Source organism: Pelosinus sp. UFO1, from assembly GCF_000725345.1.
In the GTDB taxonomy this organism is placed as follows: Bacteria; Bacillota; Negativicutes; order DSM-13327; family DSM-13327; genus Pelosinus.
Genome location: NZ_CP008852.1, coordinates 848988 through 871576, shown reverse-complemented (window position 1 = coordinate 871576; position 22589 = coordinate 848988). Strand labels below are relative to the sequence as shown.

Below are 22589 nucleotides of genomic sequence, written 5' to 3'. Positions count from 1 at the left end.
GAAAAGGAGAGAGTTACCATGATAATAACTAAACGATTTTCAAGGAAACTGGACAAGGCATATGCAACTGCAATTATGGAAGTCAACGGGGAGACAAACTACCTAGTTGCAACCGAGGGTTATGGCCCTTGCATAGCGTTCAATGAAAATACTTGGAAAGAAAGTGACGTCTGGCCCGGACCGGGGGGGACTATGAATATTGTGCCTATACCTGGTAGAAAAAATGAGTTTATTGCAACACAAGATTTCACTCCCACATTTCAGGCAAAAGAATCAAAAATTGTTCATGCCAAATGCGATAGTGACTCAAAATGGACAATTCGTCCTATTATGACGATTCCTTATCTCCACAGATTCGACGTATTTGTTTTAAATAATAAACTTTTTCTCATTGGTGCAACTCTGTGTGAAGATAAAGACTCTAAGGAAGACTGGTCGAAACCTGGCAAAGTTTATGTTGCAGAAATACCCCCTGAGATATGTAAACCTTTTGCGTTAAAACCAATACTGGAAGGCATTACAAAAAATCATGGTTTTTGCAGGGGAAAATGGAACAACCGAGATGTTTATCTCATATCTGGATCAGAAGGCGTTTTCGCTCTTTACCTCCCTGAAAAGGATAGTGAAGTATGGGAATCAGAACAACTATTGAACCATGAGGTTAGCGATATTGCTGTATTTGATATTGATAATGACGGGCATATGGAACTGGCAACTATAGAGTCATTTCACGGCAGCCGTGGTATTATCTATAAATCTATAGATGGCAAATTGATTCCAATCCACGAACATGCATATGAATTTGGGCATGTTGTCTGGGGAGGAAAGATATTGAATAAACCCTCATTTATTATCGGCGGCCGAAAAGGAAACAGGGAATTGAACTGCTTTCAAATGGACGATGACTCCGGAAAAATTAAGCATTTCACCATAGATAATACAGGAGGTCCTAGCAATATAGCTGTATTGAATAAGAAGACCTCAGACGTAATTCTCGCTGCCAACAGAGAAATTGGCGAGGTGGCAATTTACGAAATAACTGAGTGAAAATAGTTAACATACTGCCAACCAACTCTTGCATCTACTTGCTGAATCAATACATTATTGCATAAGATTATTTATCTGCTTTTAAAATCAGGATAAAACCATCTAATAATTTAAGAAAATTTCGATAATTAAACAAAAAAAACCATAAAAAGAAGGGTGAAAAATGAGTAAAATTGATCAAATTACACGCGATTCTTGGGTATTAAGTACTTTTCCCGAATGGGGAACATGGCTTAATGAAGAAATCGAATCAGAAATAGTTGCTCCAGGTACATTTGCCATGTGGTGGCTAGGTTGTACAGGCATTTGGATTAAATCTGAGGGTTCCGCGAATATTTGTATTGATTTTTGGTGTGGAAGTGGTAAAAGAACCAAGTCTAAACCACTGATGGATTCTCATCATCAAATGGCAAGAATGACGGGTGGCAAAAAGTTACAGCCAAACCTAAGAGTTGCACCTTTTGTTCTAGATCCTTTTGCTATTAATAAAATTGATGCAGTAGTATCAACGCACGATCATAATGATCACATTGATGTAAATGTAGCAGCAGCAGTCATGAAAAATTGCGATTCATCCGTCCCCTTTATTGGACCAAAAACTTGCGTTGATCTTTGGATTGGCTGGGGTGTGCCTGCAGAACGTTGCATTGTTGTCAAGCCAGGTGATGTGGTTAAAATTAAAGATACTGAGCTTGTAGTCCTTGAGTCCTTTGACCGTACAGCATTGATTACCGTCCCTAAAGGAGAAACTTTGACAGGTAAAATGCCTGGTAACATGGATGAAAGAGCTGTGAATTATCTTGTAAAAACAACAGGTGGAAGCCTTTACCATAGTGGTGATTCTCATTACTCAAATTATTACGCCAAGCACGGCAACGATCATAAAGTTGATGTGGCATTAGGCTCTTTTGGTGAAAATCCTCGTGGTATTACAGATAAAATGACTGCCTCTGATATACTCAGAATGGCAGAATCTTTGAATACTAAAGTAGTCATTCCTTTCCACCATGATATATGGTCTAACTTCCAAGCAGATCCTGCAGAGATTAATGTCCTATTTGAAATGAAAAAGGACAGACTACAATATAAGTTTAAACCCTTCATTTGGCAGGTGGGCGGAAAATTTGTTTTCCCAGCCGATAAAGACAAACGTGAATATCATTATCCTCGTGGTTTTGATGATTGCTTTGAAGGTGATATCGATTTACCTTTCCCTTCTTTTCTCTAAACCTAGTACTCTCTTATATCAGTTAAAAAAGCAGGCTATTTCTTGTAATCAAGAAATAGCCTGCTTTTTTCCTTCGCCCATGGAACCCTCATCCCGACTCACCGATTTCAAACTAGTAGACCTATCACTCTAGGACAACGTTATTTACATTTATTCCTGCTTCAACATTGTTTTAATTTCTTCTTTGCTAGGCACCTTACCAGATACTTTGATTTTGCCATCTACCACTGTTTCCTTGTTTTTTATCATATGTGTTACGTAAAAAATACTAAACGGTATAAGAACCATAAACCCACTTACCAAATACATAATTTTCAGCCCCGCATAATTTGACAAAACTCCTAGCAACATAGAACCAATCCCAACCCCTAAATCAAAAGCTGTTAATATTGTTCCGTTGACTACTCCGCGCCTAGATGCATCGACTTTGTTAATTGCCAAAGTAATTGCTGTTGAATGGACAATACCAAAACCAATTCCTAATAACAAAGCGGACATTATGAACAGAAAGTAGCTTTCAGCAAAAAACAAGCATATAAAGGTAGCAAATAATGTTAGAAATCCGATACACATAATCTTTATTGGCCCTTTTTTGTCTAAAACTCTTCCCGCATATGGTCTACTGACAACCAAGGTTAAAGCGTTGGCAAGGAAATACACCTCTGAGTTTTCTATGCTGATTTCCTTAGCAAATAATACTATGAAAGAGAGAATGCCGCTATATAGCAAAGATAAAAAAAACACGAGTAATGCATAGGAAAGTACCTTTTTTTCTAACATTCCCTTATGTTTCTCGTTTGACACTGGATAAACTTCCTGCCTTTTAAGCGCAAATAAACAGAATAGGGCAATCGCTACCAAACCAGTACCTAGATAAAACGAGATAGAATAACCAAAATACCGCAATATATCTAATCCAAGTATAGGACCAATAAACATGGCAACGGAAATGGATAAACCATAATACCCAATCCCTTCTCCACGTTGTTTTAAGGGAATAGAATCTGTTACCAAAGTTGCAAGAGATGTAGTCGAGACTCCCCAACATACTCCATGAATGCCTCTTAAAATAAGGAGTAACAATAAACTTGTCATCCAATTATAGGACAACATGGCTAAAAATAGACAACTTATTGAAATCCAAGCTATGGGTTTTCTTCCCATCACATCCAATAAATATCCCGCCACGGGTCTTATAATAACCCCTGCAAATGCAAAAATACCAAACACGTATCCCACCTGTCCCTTATCCCCTGCAAAAACCTCGGTTATAAACAGTGGCAATATTGGTAAAAGAAAGTACATACTCATAAAAACGAATAGATTTGACAAGCAACTGAATATAAACTCCCTCGTCCAAAGTTTCTCTACTTCCATAATGTTCTCCACAAAAACTAACTCCTCCTTAAAAAACAAATAACCAAAATTAATAACAAGCAAAAATAGTTTTCAAAAAAAGACTTACATTGCGATGGTCCTTGACGTATAAATTTTACTAACTTCAGGAACTCTCTTTTTTTAATACAATTGCCCATTAATTGCTACTTTTTCTAAACCTGAGATAGGATAACATTGGTCTTCTATTGAGGCCGATATGCACCAATCCCGCTCCAATAAAGAGATATCCAGCCCATTCATGAGCTTTTTTAGGATAAAAGGCCATTCCGCACATAGCCATTGATTTATCTCCATCACGGTTACCTATCATTTGCTGCTGAACATTTTTGGGTTTGGGTACAACAGCCATCTGTACCCCTGATACAGATACAATAATGAATGCAATCGTCAATATAATGGATGTAATTTTTCTCATAATCCATCTCCACCTTTTTATTACTAATAGAAAAAGAAAAAATCTGTATTCGGGCTTATTTTGATGCCATCAGGGGCACTCAATAAAAACCCTAAATGTTAAAACGTTATGAGCAATTTAGTATAGCAAAGTGCTGGGAAACTCGCTTATACTAAGCCTCCCAGCTAAAAATGTAACTAACATTTAAAATTAAGTCTATTTAATATTAAACAATCTTTGGGCATTTTCACCAAGAACCAAAGCTTTTTCTTTTTCACCAATGTCTAAAGATTTAATAACCTCCACCCCCTTGATCAGCCACTCTCTTCTGACCGGATAGGAAGAACCGAAAAGTACATGGTCAGCACCAAATACCCTTATTGCACATTCTAATTGTTCTTTACCCCACGGTGCAGCATGCGACATGTCAAAATACAGATTGTTTTTCAGATGCCCTATAAGCTTATCCGAATCTGTTTTAAAGCGTTCCATCACTTCACCGGTTTTGGAGACGTTTGGCAGGAGGATGTTAACAAAAGAATAGAATGCTCCGCCTAGCATAGTGTGAATTAATTTAAGATCAGGAAATTCATCGAACATTCCGCTAAACAGCTCTCTTCCTACAGCTGTCCCTTGGTCGATACACCTTCCATAGAACCGCCGTAGGTTGGTATAGCTGGTAATTGATTCATATTCCACTGGTAACGGAGTGTGATGTACAACAACCGGCAACTTAAGTTCATTTAATATTTTAAAGTATGGCTTAAAAATTTCATCATCTAGATATAGTTTTCCATAATGGCAGGCAAGTTGCACACCAACCATGCCAAGTTCTTTTACACATCTTTCCAATTCGTAGATACATTCCTTGTTTGCCCACGGCGGAAGGACAGCATTGGCTAAAAATTTGCCATTGCTACGTTTAACCATGTCCGCTAGTCCGTCATTAATGATTCTACACATTTCGATAGGAAGCCATTCCTGCCAAACCGGTATTCTAAGAAGGGCCTTATCTACCCCACCATCAGCCATATCCTGCAATTTGGCTTCCAAAGTATATTGGCCTTCAGCGTAATTCAAGTTTTCGTAGCCCTTGGGCTTTTCGAGAATAATTTGGCGAATACTTGTGCCTGGGACAACTCCCAGATAGGCATTTTCACCGAAAGTCCTCGGAACACAATCAAGAAATCCATTTAGTATTTTTTCATTTGTAAAAAGATCCTCAGGGAGATAATGCATATTACAATCAATAATCACTAGAAACGCCTCCTTTTAATAATCGTACATAATCAAGAAGTTGCACACTCAAAACGACGTAACGTTCTTTTTGCACCACTGTTAACAATGTGTTTGCTCATTTGACCGAATCGCGACATGTTCTTCCTTAACATCCTTCTTGGCAATTGTCATGTAGCCGACAAGAACAATGATAATAACAGTTAAGCCAAAACTAACCATCCCGCTGCCCCATCCGAGACCGCTATGACTCTGAGGCAGAGCCATCCAGTCTGAAAATGAGGCGCCTAGCGGCCGCGTCATGATATAGGCGAACCAGAAGGCAAAAATCTCATTTAATCCAAAAAGCTTATAGGACAAAGCTGGGATTGCAATTAAGATGGCAAATAACACCCCCGATGAGAATGTTCCTAAGTCCATCGTAAATGCGGTCATATCTCCGGCAGCGGTACCCAGTGCGAAAGTACCTAGTACTGTAGCCCAGTAGAATGCTTCCCGACGACGGGTGTAGATACTGGTTATCGACAATGTTTTCTCCGTCATGTACCAAATTACAAATATGGCGGCTTGAAACACCAAAAAGAAGGTAGTTGATTCGATGAAGGGTAGATCCAAACCATCGTGTATAAAATCGGCAAACATCGTTCCAAATATACTGACCGCGACGACAGCTAACCAATAGATCCAGGGCACATATCTCTTTACTGAGAACTGAATTGTCAACGAAACAGCCAGCCCAATTAACGCCAGAACCATAGCAGTTTGATGATCTAACTGATTAAAGAATAGATAGTCAGAGAATACTTCCCCCATCCCGGTGGTTAGAATTTTCGTAATCCAAAATATAACCGTAATTTCCGGAACCTTACTTAATGTCCCCTTCATGGTCGATGATAAATTTTTATCCATATGTATTTACCTCCATTTCCAAACCAATAATTTCCCTCCCCAGGACATTGCCTTAATCACAGCATAGGCCTTAAAGATTAACTTCTGATTAGACCAAAGTTAGAATTTGGTTAAAAATGATAAATAATAGTTTTCAATAGTGTGAAAAAATGGTTTTATATAATTGGTAGATATTTATTGACCAGGAGGTAATGGATTCGTGCAGGCTGACTATAAGAAAATATTAATTGTGGAGGATGAGCGGAAAATCGCCCGTTTTCTTCAAATGGAATTAGAACATGAGGGTTTTAAAACATCCATTGAGGCAAATGGACGCATAGCATTGGACCGTATTATGCAGGAAAGCTTTGACTTAGTTCTCTTAGATATAATGTTGCCGGAAATGGACGGAATAGAAATTTGCAAGCGAGCAAGGGAGTTATCGGAAGTTCCTATCATTATGGTGACTGCCAAAGACGATCTTATTGACAAAGTTATGGGGCTTGATACCGGTGCAGATGACTATATAACAAAACCATTTGCAACCCAAGAGCTTATTGCTCGTATTCGGGCTGCACTGCGTAAAAATAAGCCGGCGCTGCATTCAGCGAACAATAATGAATTCAGGGTACAAAACCTGGTTTTGTATCCTGAACGCTACGAAGTACACATTGATCAACAGTCGGTAGAACTAACCAAGAAAGAATACGACCTCCTGGAATACCTAATCCGCAATCGAAATATTGTTCTAAATCGCGAGCGTATCCTTCAGGAGGTTTGGGGGTATGAATTTATGGGGGATACAAAAATAGTAGATGTCTATATTCGATATTTACGAAGCAAGTTGGATGAACGTTACAAACGAAAATATATTCATACAGTCAGAGGAGTTGGCTATGTGGTCAAAGATTAAACTTCTGCAGATGCCGATTTCGATTAAATTAACAATGCTTTACTCAGTCATTTTGTCATGCATCCTTCTATTTACAAGCTGTCTTACCTTTACAGGATTACTTTATGTACTTTTTACCCAAGCCCATGCTGAATTACGGCAAAGTGTAATCAACGTAACCCAATACCTAGAAAAGGCAAATACAGTTGACAGTAGGTTATTAGAGGAAAATCTCCTGCAGCCGGGGGTAATACTAAAAATATACGATGATCAAAATTCCTTGATCATTGATAGCGATGCACATGCGTTGGATATGCATGCCCCTATGTGGGATAATCATGAATCTGGCAATCGTAAATTTGCGGCAATGAAAGAAGAAGTGTCGCAGCTAATCGACACTGAGCGTTCTTATTTCTATTATGATAAAAAGCAAATTTCATTAGATGGGCATTTATTTAAGTTACACTTTATGAAACCAATGCTGGAGCAAAACCATTTTCTAAAAAATTTAATTGTAAACCTTTTTATTACCAATGTGCTAGGTCTTATCATTGCAATTATATCTGGTATATTCATTAGTAATCGGATATTACGACCGATTCGCAATATAACGGAAACTGCAAAAGAAATAGAAATTAAAAATTTAGAAAAGCGGATTACGCTGACCGATAGCAACGATGAACTTCATGAATTGGCTAAAACCTTTAATCATATGCTAAACCGAATTCAACTGGGTTTTGAAAAACAACGACGATTTGTATCAGACGCATCCCACGAACTAAGAACCCCCATAACCGTTATTAGCGGCTATGCTGAAATGCTGGATCGTTGGGGAAAACAAGATCCTTCCGCCTTACAGGAAGGAATTGAAGCTATAAAATCTGAAGCAAACAATATGTATGGATTAATTGAAAAATTGCTGTTTTTAGCTAGGGCTGACCAGAACCGTCAAATACTAAAAAAGGCCCCGCTTAACACGGAGCGCCTCATTGAGGAAATTTTTCAAGAAACTTGTATTATTGCGCCAAACCACAAGATCATTCTTACGCAAAACGATCCCGCCATTATTTGTGCCGACTCCGCATCCATCAAACAAATGCTGAGAATTTTTATCGAGAATAGTATAAAATATACCCTGAGCGATGGGAAAATCATGATTGGCGCAAGAAAAATGGAACACGATTTTGAAGTCACTGTTAAAGACACGGGAATCGGAATTCCGGACGAGGAGCAACCTCATGTGTTTAACCGTTTCTATCGAGTTGATAAGTCCCGTTCCAAAGTTACCGGCGGCACTGGACTCGGGCTTTCCATTGCCAGTTTGATTGCTGAGCAGCATAATAGTACAATTCACTTAGATAGTAAATTGGGAGAAGGAACTACAATAACAGTTCGCATCCCCCTCAATTTATCCGATGACTAACCCGTTCTAATACTCCCGTCCTCTGCAGGCGGGAGTAAAGAACGGCTAAGTCCCTGGATAATTCGACTAAGATTCAGATGGGGTTAAAACCCCATCTGAATCAAGTCTCATTTATCAAATTAACCAGGAGAAACGGGTTGTAGTTGATATATGGACATGCTTCGATTTCGCGCTACAGGGCTTTTGCATAAATACAAGCCAGTCCCCGAAACAATCGCGAATTATTTAATAAAACTTTCTTCTACTTTATTAAACTTCCATATACCATAGGAAGTCATCCAAATAAGCACAAATAACACCACTAGGATATAGCCTACCGCTCCAACATCCAGATTCTGTACCCATTTCCAAACTCCATATGTTAAACCCATTTTAGAAGTTATGACTTGCGCCAGCTCAATAGTCCCGATAAGGAGCGCAGCAATCACTGACAAACTAGTGACTGTAAGATTGTAATATACCTTACGAAGCGGTGTGTTAAACGCCCATTTATAGGCGGTAGTCATAAATACTCCATCCGCGGTGTCGAGTAAGCTCATTCCAGCAGCAAATAAAATAGGAAGAGCTATAATACCGGTAATATCAACATCACTTTTAGCTGCTCCTGCTGATGATATGGCCAGCAAAGCAACTTCACTTGCTGTATCAAAGCCCAAACCAAATAAAAAGCCGATTGGATACACATGTGAGCTTTTGCTGACCAAGTTAAACAGAGGGTTCAAAAAACGAGCTATAAGACCTCTATTGTGCAGCAATTCTTCCATTTTATTTTCATCATAAGACTTTTGGCGCATATTGATAAACACTTTATAAATATCAATGGCAACAATTAGATTCAATATTCCTATTAAAATCAAGAACACCCCTGAAACGGTGGTCCCGATAATACCGCCTATCTCTTTTAACTCCGGCATACTGGTTTCTGCCCACTGTGTTACGAAAACAGTGGCCACTGTCATAAGGAATACAACGGTGGAATGTCCTAATGAGAAGTAAAAGCCAACACCTGCAGCATTCTTTTTTTGCTGTACCAACTTACGTATGGTGTTATCAATTGCTACAATATGGTCTGCATCAAAAGCATGCCGTAGTCCTAGTGTGTATGCTAAAAAGCCTAAGCCCAAAAGAGTCGGACCGGATGCTGAAGATACCAAACAGGCGATACCAATCAAATGCAGCAATGCTACATTCATGCCAAACCCTATCCAGTTGGACCACTTATGTTTCTTACTATCCATACAACACTCTCCAGATATTAATTTAAATGTCAGAGGTAAACTTATCCTATTTTCCTAGTTATATTAGTATCTCATAATTTATTAATTATACTGGCATTATAAGCTGCGCCGAAACCATTATCGATATTAACTACACTAACACCGCTTGCACAACTGTTCAGCATGGATAATAGAGCAGCAAGACCGCCAAAGCTTGCCCCATAGCCAACACTTGTCGGGACAGCAATAACAGGCTTATCTACCATTCCCCCTATAACGCTGGCGAGTGCGCCTTCCATGCCTGCAGCTACGATAACTACTTTTGCCCCCCGGATAACATCAATCTTGGCGAAAAGTCTATGAATGCCTGCAACTCCCACATCCACAACCTTTTCTACGCGGTTGCCAAGAATGCTTGCTGTTTCTGCTGCTTCCTCCACCACCGGCAAATCAGAAGTTCCAGCTGAAACAATGGCAATATAACTGTCGGTAAGGTGTTCTTCTCTCTGTCGAATGGTAATTGTCCTTCCCAGAGGATTATATTTGGCTTCTGCACAGATAGTTTTCACTGCTTCGTACATCTTTTCGTTAGCGCGAGTTGCTAATATATTATTATCCTTAGTCAGCATGAACTCGATGATACTTTTCACTTGTTCGACTGTTTTTCCTTCGCAATAGATGACTTCCGGGTATCCTACCCGTATTTCACGATGATTATCAATCTTAGCAAACCCCATTTCCTTATAGGGTAAATCTTCAATGACTTCCATTGCTGTTTCGACTTCTATCTCATTGTCCTTTACTCTTTGCAGCAGCTTTCTAATATCCGCCTTATTCATCATTTCCTCCCGGAATATCTAAAGGTATAAACCTTATTATTTATTTCCTATTGCCTCGTTAAAACTTCCGACCCTATATCCTTCTAAATCTAAGGTTACATACTTAAAGCCAAATTCCTTAAACTTATCAGATATTTCATCAAGCAGATCCTCATTAAGTAATTTACCTTTATCCTTTTTATCCACTTCAATTCTCGCCAGATCATCGTGGCATCGCACTCGAATCGCACGGAATCCTCTGTCCATCATATACTTTTCCGCTTTTTCTATTTTTATAAAATCTTCTTCTTTCAGTGCATTGCCATAGGGTATTCTTGTAAGCAAACAGGCATAGGGTGGTTTATCCCACGTGTTAAGCCCAAGTTCCTTAGATAAATTTCTAATTTCTTGTTTTGTTAACTGACACTCTAATAAAGGACTTTTTATATCCAGTTCCCTAAGCGCCTTTAACCCCGGTCTATAGTCACTGATATCATCAAAATTGGTGCCATCAATAACATAAGGATAACCTTCTCTTTGCGCAATGGCTTTGATCTGACTAAATACCGCCTTCTTGCAAAGATAACATCTATTTTCAGGATTGTTTCTAATTTCATCAATAATAGGTGCCTCTAAAATTTCAAATGCTACACCAAGTTCTGCTACTAATTGTTTGGCCTCTTCGATTTCCCATTTAGGAATATAGGGAGATTGTATCGTCACTGCTTTAAAGTTATCTCCTAAGGCTTCCTTAGCTGCTTTAAGTAAAAAAGTACTATCTACTCCTCCAGAGAAAGCCAAAATAACTTTCTCCATATCTTTTAAACACTGAATCAAATTTATATACTTTTCATTATTAATCATGATCGTTAACCTCTATCCTTTTGTAAACTTGCTTCTTTAGCGCATATATCTTCGTAACCAAGATATATTCTTAAAACATTAGGAATCTCAAGATCTCTATGACCTATCCCATAGCCAATCTTGTCTACTGAAAAATCCATATGATCTGTAAAAGCGTCCACATTTGCCGCCAATATCGCAGCCCCAGTAGGCGTAGTTGTTTCAAAAGGCACTATACCTGATTTTATGGGGACATTCTTTAAGATTTCTACTGTTGCAGGTGCCGGAATGGGAATGATACCATGAGCACATTTTACAAACCCTCCTCCTACCTGAACCGATGAAGCCATAATCTTATCAACTTTTAAATAATCTAAACACACAGCGGCTCCCACAATATCAACAATTGAGTCAACGGCCCCAACCTCATGGAAGTGCACTTCATATAGAGGCTTTCCATGAACCTTTGCTTCGGCCTTAGCTACCTCCATAAAAATATCCAAGCTTATTTTTTTAACTCTATCACTTAAACTGCTGCTTATTATTATATTTTCAATATCCTTTAAGTTTCTATGAGCATGGTGAGTATGACCATTGTCAGACTCCATACCGGCCTGTGCTTCATGATGATGGTGGTCATGATGTTCGCCGTGGTGGTCGTGCTTATGAATATGCATTACATCCTTTAATACTACATCCACTCTAGTTCCGCTTATTCCTTTTTTGTTATCCTTTTTTACCTGCAGCTCATATTCAGCATCTAGATTCAGCTTAGACAACTCCTGCCTTAAATAAGCTTCATCTACCCCCAAATCCAAGAGTGCACCTAGATTCATATCGCCGCTGATGCCGCAAAAACAATCATAATATAACACTTTCATTGTATAGCTCTCCATTACATATTTTTATTCACCAGTATCTATTTCTTACGACTCACTCTATCTTTTCACCATATTCCACATATGTCCTGCAAAAGAAATATTGCTTATCCAATTCCGCATTGCTGCAGACATATTAGAAACATTCTAATATGTCTGCAGCTTTCTTAATAACTATTCAAACGCTTCTACGACGTTCTTTAATTGCTTGCGAATTTCAAGCCCTTGTGGACAATGACTTTCGCATTTACCACATTCCACGCATTTAGAAGCAGGAGCCCCCATTTTCGACCATGCTCCATACATAAATTTTGCTTCAGGTGCACCGTCAAAAACCCAATGATCATTATATGTAGAGAAGCATATCGGGATATTGACGCCGATAGGGCAAGGCATGCAGTAAGCACATCCTGTACAATTGACTTTTATTTTGTCTTTAAAGATTTTCTTCACTGCTTCAACAATAGCTACTTCTTTTGCCGTTAAAGAATTGGCTTGTGCTTCCCCAGCCACTCTAATATTCTCAATAACATGCTCCATCTCATTCATGCCACTTAATACAACGGATACCTCAGGGTGATTCCAGACCCACCTCAAGGCCCACTCTGCCGGAGTTCTTGTGATGTCGGCTTGATCAACAACAGCTTTTGCATCTTTGGGCAACCTTGCCAGGTTACCTCCCCTTAACGGTTCCATAATGGCAACGCCTAAGCCTTTCTTAGCAGCGTATTCCAGACCTTCTTTTCCCGCTTGGTAATTTTCGTCTAAAATATTATATTGAATTTGACAAAATGACCAGTCATAGTAATCTACTATTTCTTTAAATAACCCGCCTTGTTCATGGAAGGAAAACCCGGCATATCTGATTTTCCCATCTTTAATGGCCTGATCCAAAAATTCTTTAACTCCTGCCTCTTTTAACTGCGGCCAAACATTATTATTTAAATTATGGAGTAAATAAAAGTCAATTACATCTGTCTCAAGCCGTTCCAGTTGTTCATTTAAATATCGATCCATATCTGCTCTCGTTTTTATCAGCCAAGTTGGAAGCTTTGTTGCTATATTGACTTTGTTTCTATAGCCATCTTTCAGAGCTTTAGCAACAAAAGGCTCACTTGCTCCCCCCTGAGTAAAACCGGTTCCATGATAAGGATAGGCCGTATCAATATAGTTGACTCCAGAATCAATAGCATGCCGTATCAACTGTAATGCTTTTTCTTCATCGATTTTAGTTGGATCATTGTCAATAATCGGCAGCCTCATACAGCCAAAACCTAAAGCAGAAACCATCTCATTTGTTTTTCCGAACTTTCTATACAGCAAAATAAACCCACCTTTTTATTCTAAATTTAATGAAGGAATTGTAACTAAACAGATAATGCTGTTTCGAGTAAAAGTGCCGCAATTACGCCTACAACGGCATCAATAGCATCCCGTTTGATATAGTGAAGTGTATGCTGTAAAATATGCATTGCTCACTTACTTCTGCAATCGTCTGTTTAACTCCATGGAATCAGTCTACTACTTGGAGTGAACTCAAAGTCAAGTTTTTTTTGCGTATAGTTAAACAACCCTCCCATCATAATTGGGAGGGCCTTTTCGCGTTAAGCCGTTGGGCTGTTGGGTTAATTTTTTTTATCAAACCTATTGACTTTGAGTGCACTCCACGTTGTAACATAAATGAAAATACTACTTTTACTTATGCAGTACGTTAATTAAAACTCTTCATAGTAATTAAGGGAGGCAATCGATGAGAAGGATATTATGTAGAAGTGCTTTTTTGATTGTTTCATTAAGTGTTGCAATGCTAGTTTGGGCAGGATTTTCCGGGACTACCAATGTGGTGTCGGCGTGGGCTGCATGCTTGGCACATGCGCGGATAAATAAACCCGTTCCAACCGTTCATTTTTCCCAAGAAGGGCCGGCTTCTATAAAGCCTGTGTTGACCTGGACCAAGGTCGAAGGAGCGGTAGCCTATGAACTTGAGTTATTAACTAAACCCCCAAAAACTCCCGACAAATCTGCGACATATCCAATTTGTTTCTTTTCAACAAAAAAGATCTATGTTAACGGGTTTAATGCTGACCTATCAGTGTATTTAAATGAAGACTCCTTTTATTGGCGCGTTCGCGGACTGGATGTGGATGGCAACCCCATAGGTCTTTTTTCTGATGCGGAAAAGGTATATATTGATCGGCAGCAAAACGTTATTCAAAAACCTATTCCTACTTCCATTTTCAATCAGAGTACCGGTGCTACGCTCTTATATCCGGTCTATGCTTGGATTCCAATCGCCGGAGCGGAAAATTATGAAGTTGAAATACTAGATGATTTGCCGGAAAACCCCAACGGAATTGTTCCATCCATCCATAGGATCAACTCCGCATTAGCTGTCGGATTTGACTATTATGATAAAAATCCTAGAATTTCTAAGAACGCTTTTTACTGGAGAGTCAGGGGCCTGGACCAAGATGGAAATCCGGTGGGGGTGTATTCAGACGCCGGGAAATTCAGTATAAACCCTAATAGACATGTTACAGTGGCTACATTCGGTGACAGTATCACTCACGGCGGCGGCAGTATTTCCTATTCACCGGCGGATTGGGAATACAGCTATCAGTATTATCTTGATTTCCCAAGTATAAACCTTGGCAAAAGCGGTGATACAAGTGAAACAATGGTAGAAAGGTTTGAGCGGGATGTTTTGCCTTTTCATCCTCAGTACCTAATAATTTTGGCTGGTACAAACAGTCTACGGGGAGGAGTCACCGCAGAAAATGTTATAGCAGATTTGAAGGTGTTGAAAGAAAAATGTCTCGTTAACAATATCCGGCCTGTATTTATGACGCTGCCGCCGATTAATCCGGACAATATCAAAAAAGTTTTTAATGAGCCTACGACCCCGGATTGGCAGGAGCAAATGCGGTTAGTTAACAATTTCATCCGGACTCAGGTGCATATCGATGTGGCGAGTGAAATGAAATACACGAATGGAATCCTTCCTTCGAAATTGGCAGTTGACGGACTGCATTTGGACATCGATGGGAAGAAGAAAATTGCGGCTGCCGTCAATGCGAACTGGGCTCGTATTACAGAATTAGCCAGGCAGAGCAGTATCGAATAATTAACAGCTATTGTAGCTATTGACAAGGCGTCCATTGATCTTGTGTATAGTTTTACTAAGTCGCATGTAACTGGATAAGTAATAGGTGTGCCCACTAGATGATAAAACTCCCAGAAACCTTGATTTTGAAGGTTTCTGGGAGTTTTTAAATGTGTCCATACAATTTAATACTATACGCAAAAATCTAATTTTACGAAAAGATTACGCCCCCCCCCAAAAGAGCTAGGGTGTCGCATCTGTTATATACGCGATTACAAGGTCCAATTATTGATTTTCTTCCGTTTTAATTCCATTCTTCTTTAATTTCTTAAATACCTCTTTAATAATAAAAAACTAGTCCTCTGGCCTTCTCAGTGTTTTTTCTGCTTCAACTACTGCCTGTTCATATCTTGCAATCTTATCATCCAGGCGTTCCAGCGTTTTCTTCATATCTTCCATTCTTATTATGAGCTGCCTACGCTGCTCGATTAGGAGTTCTTTTCTTGCCTCAGCTGTTTCATCACCCTGTTGAAACAGCGCAACATACTCAATCAATACTTCAATCGGAAGACCTGCACTTCGCATACATTTGATAAATTCGACCCACCTACAGTCTTCTTCCGTATATTCCCTGATTCCGCTTTTATTACGGTTCACACGGGGAATCAGTCCGATGCGTTCATAATAGCGGAGTGTATCCTGTGAAATATCAAATTTTTTACTTACTTCTGCAATCGCCATGCTGTTTCACCTCCTAATATCTGATATTATAACACTTGGAATTAGCTCTAGGTCAAGAGTTTTTAAATAGATCAGTTATCAGCTACCGTACTATAATGAATCAATCCATCACCACCAATATATATAAAGAATGCACGATAATGTTTACAAAGTTATCGTGCATTCTTGTATCATAGTCATGTAGAAGTGATTGCATTAAAATAAAAAGTGCAGCTCATGTTGTTCTGCACTAAGATATAGGAGACATCAGAATATCCGCACCACGATTACATCATACCAAGCACTGAATGCGGCACATACGACTCTTCCAGCAACGCAATTTCTTCAGGTGTTAACTTAATTAAAAGAGCCGCTACCACATCTTCGATACGAGCCTATTTATGGAAAAATCTGGATCATTCTCTAATAAAATTAGTGTTTATGCGTTCTTCCTTCACAGGGAACTGCACGCCAGCTTTCATGCCAACCTCCTTGCACCTCAGAAACCATGCCATATTCCTTGCCAGTACGCGCATTGTCTGCAGTCCTTCCAGATCTTTTTTCACATCTTCCGGAGTGGCACCGTGAACCATATTCCAATAACGAGATGAGATCACAGGCATCTCCGATATGGTGAAATACTTGTTAAGCTGGTCAAAGGTAGCAGTTGTTCCTGCCCTCCTGGCAGAAACAATGGCCGCAGCTGGTTTTAAGTAAAAAGACTGTCTACCTGCAAGCAAGTCCGTATAAAATGCGCGATCCATGAAGGAAGTAATCGCACCGCTTGCGGCCGCATAATGCACAGGGGAACCAAAAATAAATCCATCGGCATCTTTGACGAGATCAAGGAAGTCGTTGACACTATCCGAAAAAACGCAGCGCCCGTTTTTTGCGCAAGTTTTGCAGGCAATACAACCGGCCAGAGGTTTTGTTCCAACCTGGAATATCTGTGTTTCAATACCCTCGGTGTTTAGCGTCTTTGCCACTTCTTCAAGTGCCGTATAGGTACAACCATTGGCGTGAGGGCTACCATTTACCAATAAAACATTCATACTTATCTGCCTCCATTTATTTTCTGCCAGCTCAGTAATCAGCATTGAATACTTTTGAAGCAATTACGATTTTTCCTGTTAATTGCCCGTTCTTTTTGCATATGCTGAACCTGAGGGATAGCGATCTCCCGAAATCTCGATCTTCGAGAGTGCGTCATTCAAATCATACAGCTCCTCGGATTTCAGCTCAACGTCCGCTGCGCCAAGATTTTCTTCCAGGCGCTCCAATTTGCGAGTGCCGGGAATCGGAACAATCCATGGCTTTTGTGCAAGCACCCATGCGAGTGCGATTTGAGCCGGCGTTACGTTTTTTTCTGCAGCAACCTTCTTGATCAGATTGACCAAAACTTGATTTGCATCAATGTTTTCCGGAGTGAAGCGGGGAACGATGCTGCGGAAGTCGGTACTGCCGAAGGTCGAATTCTTGTCAATTCTTCCAGTCAGGAATCCCTTACCCAGCGGACTGAACGGAACGAAACCGATGCCGAGTTCTTCAAGCGCAGGCAGCAGTTCTTCTTCAGGCTTCCTCCACATCATCGAGTATTCGCTTTGAATTGCCGTGAGCGGCTGAACTGCGTGTGCGCGACGAATCGTTTCCACCCCTGCTTCAGAAAGTCCCCAATACCTGACCTTGCCTTCTTTGATTAGGTCTTGTACTACTCCGGCTACTTCTTCGGCCGGTACATTTGGATCAACACGATGTTGATAAAGCAAATCGATGGTATCAACTTTTAGGCGTTTGAGCGAGCCTTCAACTGATAGCCTAATATGCTCCAGCTTGCTGTCAAGTATTTGCTTGCCATCTACCTCTTTAATACCAAATTTAGTAGCAATGATCAACTTCCCTTTGAATGGAGCAAGTGCTTCACCTACCAGCTCCTCATTTACATATGGGCCATAGACTTCAGCAGTATCAAAGAAAGTAACCCCCCGGTGAATCGCTGCATGAATCAGCGAAATCATTTCTTTTTTGTCTGATGCCGGACCATAACCATGACTCATTCCCATGCATCCTAGCCCAACAGCTGAAACTTCCAGGTTACTGTTTCCTAATTTACGTTTTTTCATTTTCAGACCTCCTATTGATTGTTTTTCCCAATACATAAGCTTCAATACATTTTCTTATCTTTTATCCTATCATCTAGAGGACACTCCAAGTTAAGAGATTTTTCAGAGTTTCAGCCCTTCGAGCCATACAGTGATTGCATCTTTAGATTGGCTTACTTCCCCGTCTTTTACCGCAATACCATTCAATACATTTGCATTCGGCAGGATTGTCTTTACGTCACCGACAATTCCGCCAAGCCCAGTGGTCTTATAGGTACAGAAAGGAATGACTGTTTTGCCCGAAAAATCATATGCTGACAAGAATGAGCTTACTGGCGGTGCAAGTGTTCCCCACCAAACCGGCGTGCCAATAAAAATTACATCATAAGATCTGATATCCTGCACTTTATTTTTCAGTTCAGGTTTGATACCCTGTTGGATTTCATTTTTTGCCTGAAGGACTACATCTGGATAAGCTTCCGGATAAGCATTGCGCGTCTGTATTTCAAATAAATCTCCACCGAATTGCTGCTTGATTTCCTGAGCTACATCACGCGCATTGCCACTACGTGTATAGTATGCAATCAGAACCTTTTTCCCCTTTGGGGCTAAAGGTGGCTGTGCCCGTTCTTCCTTACTCAAAGCATTCTTCGCATCAGATGCTTTTTTTTCAGCAGACATTGATGGAGACGGTGATTCCCCAAAATGCTGAAACTGTATCCCTGTAAACAACAGACCTACTACTACCGCCAGTATTATTCCCACAGACTTTTTATTTAAAATCAACTTTATACCTCTCTTGTATAAATCATTTTCATTCATACTTTTAATAGTTTCATAAGATAATATGTCACGCCGATATAGCAACCCATGATCGCCAAATAGTCGAACACAAAACTGGACATGGATGGTGCTGTTGCCCAATTGCTGAAAGTATGCTGAACAAGCAATTTCGAGCCTATATGCCTCGAAAAAGAGACATAGCTCCCATAACCGATAATGAAAATCGAGAAAATACGGCTCACCATGATATCTCGGCTTGTACAGCTGATTTCCAGCCAGCGGTACATCTTTCCAACAAGCATTTCCCAGTGAAGCCCCAAATGTATCGAGACGAGAATAAAGAACCAGTATCCTGCCATCATATGCAGCTGATGCGCCACGATATCGCCATTAAGCGAAACCGCAGCGAATATCGTCTGCGAAATCAATACAGCCATTACGATAAGCAGCATCATCGTGGCAAACAGCAGCAGATTAACAACCGTATTCAGTAAACGGCGCAGATTCATTTTGCCCTTAAAAAGGGTCAGATACCAGCGGCGATTCACCACATTATGGACGATAATAAGCAAGGCAGCCGACAATCCTAGTATTTCATGGACGGTATTTCCGATAAAGCGGTAGTCCACAACCATCAAGATGAGTACCGCCATTGCCAGATTAAGCAGATTTCTAATCAAAACGTTAGCCTCTGAAGCCATTTAGCAATATCCGGCTGCATATTTTTCGCACGATCGTCCCAGATAGCAAATCCTTCTAAAACTTTTGCCTTCGGCTGAAGCTCTTTTATGGTCTTATCAATGCCGGAAAGACCGCTACCTTTATGCGTACTGAATGGAATAATCGTCTTGCCAGACAAATCATATTCCGTGAGGAATGTTCTTACCGGCGGCGCAACGGTATACCACCAAATCGGCGTACCAATAAAAATTACATCGTAAGAGCTGATATCTAGGGCTTTATTTTTCAGCTTCGGTGTATAACCGGAATTGACTTCCCCTTTTGCCTGCTGCACTACTGCCTCGTGATCCTGCGGATAAGCATCCTGCGGCTCGATTTCAAACAAATCACCGCCTATTTCCTTCTGGATTCCTTCCGCAAATGCTTTCGTATTGCGAGTATGCGAAAAATAGGCAATCAAGATTTTCTTATCTTTTCCCATAGCTGTTTGCTCCTTCTTATCCGCATCCTTTACAGTAGGCGGCTTCTCAGCCGCTAGTTTTTCTAATCCTGACGACTCCAGGGACTGTACTCCTGCAAATACAAAACCGGCAACCGCTAAAAGTGCAATTCCTATGATTGTCTTCTTAAATCTCATTTCTATCCCCCACTCATTTTATTTTTCATCCTATCACTTTAAGTTCACTCCAAGTCAATAGCTTTTTAAAAAATTTTTTATTATAACAACAAGCTCGATTTGGAGATATCTCAAAGCTGTATCCATTGCAACGACAAAAAAACCTAAAGCGATTATCAATACGCCCCTCGTATAATAATTTCTTAAGGCAGATTTGTCTGCTTATAAAGCTTATTTTTTATTCAATCCAAGCCCTTCTCCTTAAGAAATTTAGAAAGAAGGTCTGCGATTTCTACATTGTTCAGATCCGCGAAAGGAAAGTGTGTATTACCACGAATTCCAATTTCGGGCAAATGCACTACAGTGACATCACCGCCATGGCGGTTCACGGCATCCGCCCAAAGCCTTGCCATCGCCAGACGTACGCGCCAATTATCCTGACTCGGATTTTCCGAAGGCTGATTTGGAATATTGTCGCCGTAATAGATGACAATCGGAATCTTCGTGAGCTGCATGAAATCTGATAGAGGTACACTAGACGCCTCAAGCGTGCCAGCGGAGCTAGGCATCGGAGAAGGCACCTCACCTTCCGGGAAGATGAATCCGCTGCCAGGTTCATAGGCAACGACGGCGCGGACATTTTGGTTCTTGATAGCCATCATCCAACCTGGACCTCCACCTTGTGAGTGAGTGACGAGAATTCCTGGTCCAACTTTGTCAAACAGCTCGGCAACTGACTCCGAGATCAAACCGGCATCGTAGGGGCCCGTATTGGGCGTCATTTGGCGAAAGTATTGATTCAAGGATTCTGGGTCGCGTGGAAACTGTACGCCTGGAAAGAAGTCAGGCCAATTGCCGACGCGGAACATACCGTACCAAAACTGGTCGTCGGGCGTAGGCGTAATTGTGGTTGGCAGAGTGCTGCGTCCTGCTTCGCCGCGACGTGGCTGGTCTATTAAGTAGACTCCAAAGCCTCGACGCAGGAAAATATTTTGAAAGCCCTCGCGTCCGTCCGGCGTGCTTTCCCAGGTTCTCGCAGACTGCCCGGCTCCATGCAGGAACATGAGGGGAAGTTTGCGAGCCTTCGCCGGGATCTGATAGAAAACAGAAGCATGATCACCGTGGAGCGTCTGTCCCTCAGGAGTCCGTTTAATTAGATCAAAGGTGCCAGGATTGCTGCTTACTGTTCCCCCGACTGCGAAACTTCCCTGCTCTTGGATAATCAGCGGTTTGGGCCTGCTGCTTTCGGCAGCCATTGCATTCCCTGGCATTATAATGCTGGCTACTAGTAGGAGTGCTGCAAATAGTTTTTGATATTTCATACTCGTAGAATCCTCCTTTACATTAAAGAATTTCTAAGATCATTAGTCCGTCTGATGTGACCAACTCTTGAACTAAACAACTGTCCTCTGCGAAAACAACGATACAATTCACCGGCCTCTTAGTCAAAATCAGTGGAGCTTGAGACTTCACGCCAGACTTTAAGTTCTGAGCGACGTTCCTTGAGATACTGGTCAATAGAGGCTACGGCATTCTTGCCCGCGATCAAACGCAGAGGCGGATTGGATGCGTTCACCGCTGTCATCAGCGCCTTGGCAAGTTTTGCGGGATCACCTGGTTGATTTTGGTCTGCCGAAATGTAATTACTGTGCATAATTTCACGTTGCTGCTTGTAATCGTCAATCTCTAAATCAGAGAAGGTGCAGGAGGCCTTTGCATTTAAAAAGTCGGTGCGGAATGGGCCCGGCTCAACCAGCATGCACCGGATGCCGAAAGGTTTAAGGTCCATGCTCAGGCCTTCAGTCCAGCCTTCCAATGCGAATTTAGAGGCACTGTACACGGAGCCGCCTCCAACCGCCCTGATTCCCGAAGTTGAGCTGACAACAATGATCCAGCCCGACCCCTGCTTGCGCATGAGCGGGAGCACGGCGCGGGTAAGTTTCATCGTCCCGAAAACATTAGTTTCTATCTGTTGGCGGATCAACTTTTCAGATATTTCCTCAAAATGCCCGAGCAGCCCGTATCCAGCGTTGTTGACCAGCACATCAATGCGCCCAAACCGAACCAAAGCGGCGTTAACGGCTGACTGCACCTGCTCATCATTGGTTATGTCTAGCCTGACGATCAGCAGGTTCGGAGAGTCACCAAGAAATTTTTCCATCCCTTCTGTTTTACGTGCTGCAGCAACAACCTTGTATCCTTTGTCTAAGGCTTCCTTGGCGATTGCTGCGCCCAAGCCCTTGTTCGCTCCTGTAATAAACCAGACCTGATCATTTTTCTGTGTCATATTCTTCTTCTCCCTTTCCTAATTTCATTTCGCAGTCA

Annotated in this window: 22 protein-coding genes; 5 read left to right on the top strand and 17 right to left on the bottom strand. The window is 40.9% G+C overall.

All coding sequences use genetic code 11. The features are described 5' to 3' along the window. The first annotated feature begins 18 nt into the window (after positions 1–18). Together UFO1_RS03885 and ulaG are read left to right on the top strand one after the other, a co-directional pair. A complete protein-coding gene (locus tag UFO1_RS03885) occupies positions 19–1047 on the top strand; it encodes a hypothetical protein (protein ID WP_038668137.1) in 1029 nt (342 codons plus the stop codon). 163 nt (positions 1048–1210) lie between these two features. After that, the gene (ulaG, locus tag UFO1_RS03880) at positions 1211–2275 is read left to right on the top strand and encodes an L-ascorbate 6-phosphate lactonase (protein WP_038668135.1); all 1065 of its coding nucleotides are present in this window, start codon (positions 1211–1213) and stop codon (positions 2273–2275) included. A 150-nt stretch (positions 2276–2425) separates the two neighbouring features. Here ulaG and UFO1_RS03875 read toward each other — a convergent pair whose 3' ends face one another. The 4 genes from UFO1_RS03875 to UFO1_RS03860 all read right to left on the bottom strand — a co-directional run bounded on the left by UFO1_RS03875 (position 2426) and on the right by UFO1_RS03860 (position 6212). After that, complete coding sequence (locus UFO1_RS03875) at positions 2426–3664, bottom strand: MFS transporter (protein ID WP_071841983.1); 1239 nt, start codon at positions 3662–3664, stop codon at positions 2426–2428. 145 nt (positions 3665–3809) lie between these two features. After that, on the bottom strand, positions 3810–4088 hold the full coding sequence (locus UFO1_RS03870) for a DUF4405 domain-containing protein (RefSeq protein ID WP_038668132.1): 279 nt from the start codon (positions 4086–4088) through the stop codon (positions 3810–3812). Positions 4089–4283: 195 nt separating this feature from the next. Further along, positions 4284–5324: an amidohydrolase family protein gene (locus UFO1_RS03865; protein ID WP_084159777.1), complete on the bottom strand. Its 1041-nt coding sequence runs from the start codon at positions 5322–5324 to the stop codon at positions 4284–4286. Positions 5325–5405: 81 nt separating this feature from the next. Beyond that, a complete protein-coding gene (locus UFO1_RS03860) occupies positions 5406–6212 on the bottom strand; it encodes a membrane protein (protein WP_038668130.1) in 807 nt (268 codons plus the stop codon). A 199-nt stretch (positions 6213–6411) separates the two neighbouring features. Here UFO1_RS03860 and UFO1_RS03855 point away from each other — a divergent pair, with 199 nt between their 5' ends. Together UFO1_RS03855 and UFO1_RS03850 are read left to right on the top strand one after the other, a co-directional pair. After that, on the top strand, positions 6412–7104 hold the full coding sequence (locus UFO1_RS03855; RefSeq protein WP_038668128.1) for a response regulator transcription factor: 693 nt from the start codon (positions 6412–6414) through the stop codon (positions 7102–7104). Next, entirely contained in the window at positions 7088–8506 is a 1419-nt protein-coding gene (locus tag UFO1_RS03850; RefSeq protein ID WP_038668125.1) for a HAMP domain-containing sensor histidine kinase, read from the top strand. The genes UFO1_RS03855 and UFO1_RS03850 overlap by 17 nt, the downstream gene beginning before the upstream one ends. Positions 8507–8727: 221 nt before the next feature. Here the strand turns inward: UFO1_RS03850 and UFO1_RS03845 are convergent, their stop codons facing one another. The 5 genes from UFO1_RS03845 to UFO1_RS03825 form a co-directional block, all read right to left on the bottom strand. Beyond that, entirely contained in the window at positions 8728–9744 is a 1017-nt protein-coding gene (locus UFO1_RS03845; protein WP_038668123.1) for a HoxN/HupN/NixA family nickel/cobalt transporter, read from the bottom strand. 71 nt (positions 9745–9815) lie between these two features. Beyond that, the gene (larB, locus tag UFO1_RS03840; RefSeq protein WP_371256655.1) at positions 9816–10565 is read right to left on the bottom strand and encodes a nickel pincer cofactor biosynthesis protein LarB; all 750 of its coding nucleotides are present in this window, start codon (positions 10563–10565) and stop codon (positions 9816–9818) included. Positions 10566–10598: 33 nt separating this feature from the next. Beyond that, positions 10599–11405: an ATP-dependent sacrificial sulfur transferase LarE gene (gene larE, locus UFO1_RS03835; RefSeq protein WP_038668118.1), complete on the bottom strand. Its 807-nt coding sequence runs from the start codon at positions 11403–11405 to the stop codon at positions 10599–10601. Positions 11406–11410: 5 nt separating this feature from the next. Further along, complete coding sequence (gene larC / locus UFO1_RS03830) at positions 11411–12265, bottom strand: nickel pincer cofactor biosynthesis protein LarC (protein ID WP_051788810.1); 855 nt, start codon at positions 12263–12265, stop codon at positions 11411–11413. A 171-nt stretch (positions 12266–12436) separates the two neighbouring features. Next, positions 12437–13582, bottom strand: coding sequence for an aldo/keto reductase (locus tag UFO1_RS03825; protein WP_201771075.1), 1146 nt, complete (start codon positions 13580–13582; stop codon positions 12437–12439). 430 nt (positions 13583–14012) lie between these two features. Between UFO1_RS03825 and UFO1_RS03820 the strand changes: the two genes are divergently transcribed. After that, positions 14013–15386, top strand: a complete 1374-nt coding sequence (locus UFO1_RS03820; RefSeq protein ID WP_051788809.1) for a GDSL-type esterase/lipase family protein — start codon at positions 14013–14015, stop codon at positions 15384–15386. A gap of 333 nt (positions 15387–15719) precedes the next feature. On the opposite strand, the gene UFO1_RS03815 is transcribed toward UFO1_RS03820, so the two are convergent. From UFO1_RS03815 to UFO1_RS03780, 8 genes are all read right to left on the bottom strand, one after another. Beyond that, complete coding sequence (locus tag UFO1_RS03815; protein WP_038668113.1) at positions 15720–16106, bottom strand: MerR family transcriptional regulator; 387 nt, start codon at positions 16104–16106, stop codon at positions 15720–15722. Positions 16107–16501: 395 nt separating this feature from the next. Continuing rightward, positions 16502–17137: a flavodoxin family protein gene (locus UFO1_RS03810; protein ID WP_038668110.1), complete on the bottom strand. Its 636-nt coding sequence runs from the start codon at positions 17135–17137 to the stop codon at positions 16502–16504. A 78-nt stretch (positions 17138–17215) separates the two neighbouring features. Continuing rightward, entirely contained in the window at positions 17216–18205 is a 990-nt protein-coding gene (locus tag UFO1_RS03805; protein WP_038668108.1) for an aldo/keto reductase, read from the bottom strand. A 102-nt stretch (positions 18206–18307) separates the two neighbouring features. Continuing rightward, positions 18308–18970 (bottom strand): flavodoxin, encoded by a 663-nt coding sequence (locus UFO1_RS03800; protein ID WP_051788808.1) that lies wholly within the window; start codon positions 18968–18970, stop codon positions 18308–18310. Positions 18971–19002: 32 nt separating this feature from the next. Next, positions 19003–19647, bottom strand: a complete 645-nt coding sequence (locus tag UFO1_RS03795) for a DUF4405 domain-containing protein (RefSeq protein ID WP_051788807.1) — start codon at positions 19645–19647, stop codon at positions 19003–19005. After that, a complete protein-coding gene (locus UFO1_RS03790) occupies positions 19644–20285 on the bottom strand; it encodes a flavodoxin (RefSeq protein ID WP_201771051.1) in 642 nt (213 codons plus the stop codon). Before UFO1_RS03790 ends, UFO1_RS03795 begins: the two co-directional genes overlap by 4 nt. 221 nt (positions 20286–20506) lie before the next feature. Continuing rightward, on the bottom strand, positions 20507–21586 hold the full coding sequence (locus UFO1_RS03785; RefSeq protein ID WP_038668104.1) for an alpha/beta fold hydrolase: 1080 nt from the start codon (positions 21584–21586) through the stop codon (positions 20507–20509). Between the two features lie 119 nt (positions 21587–21705). After that, positions 21706–22551, bottom strand: a complete 846-nt coding sequence (locus UFO1_RS03780; RefSeq protein ID WP_038668101.1) for an SDR family oxidoreductase — start codon at positions 22549–22551, stop codon at positions 21706–21708. Positions 22552–22589 lie beyond the last annotated feature (38 nt).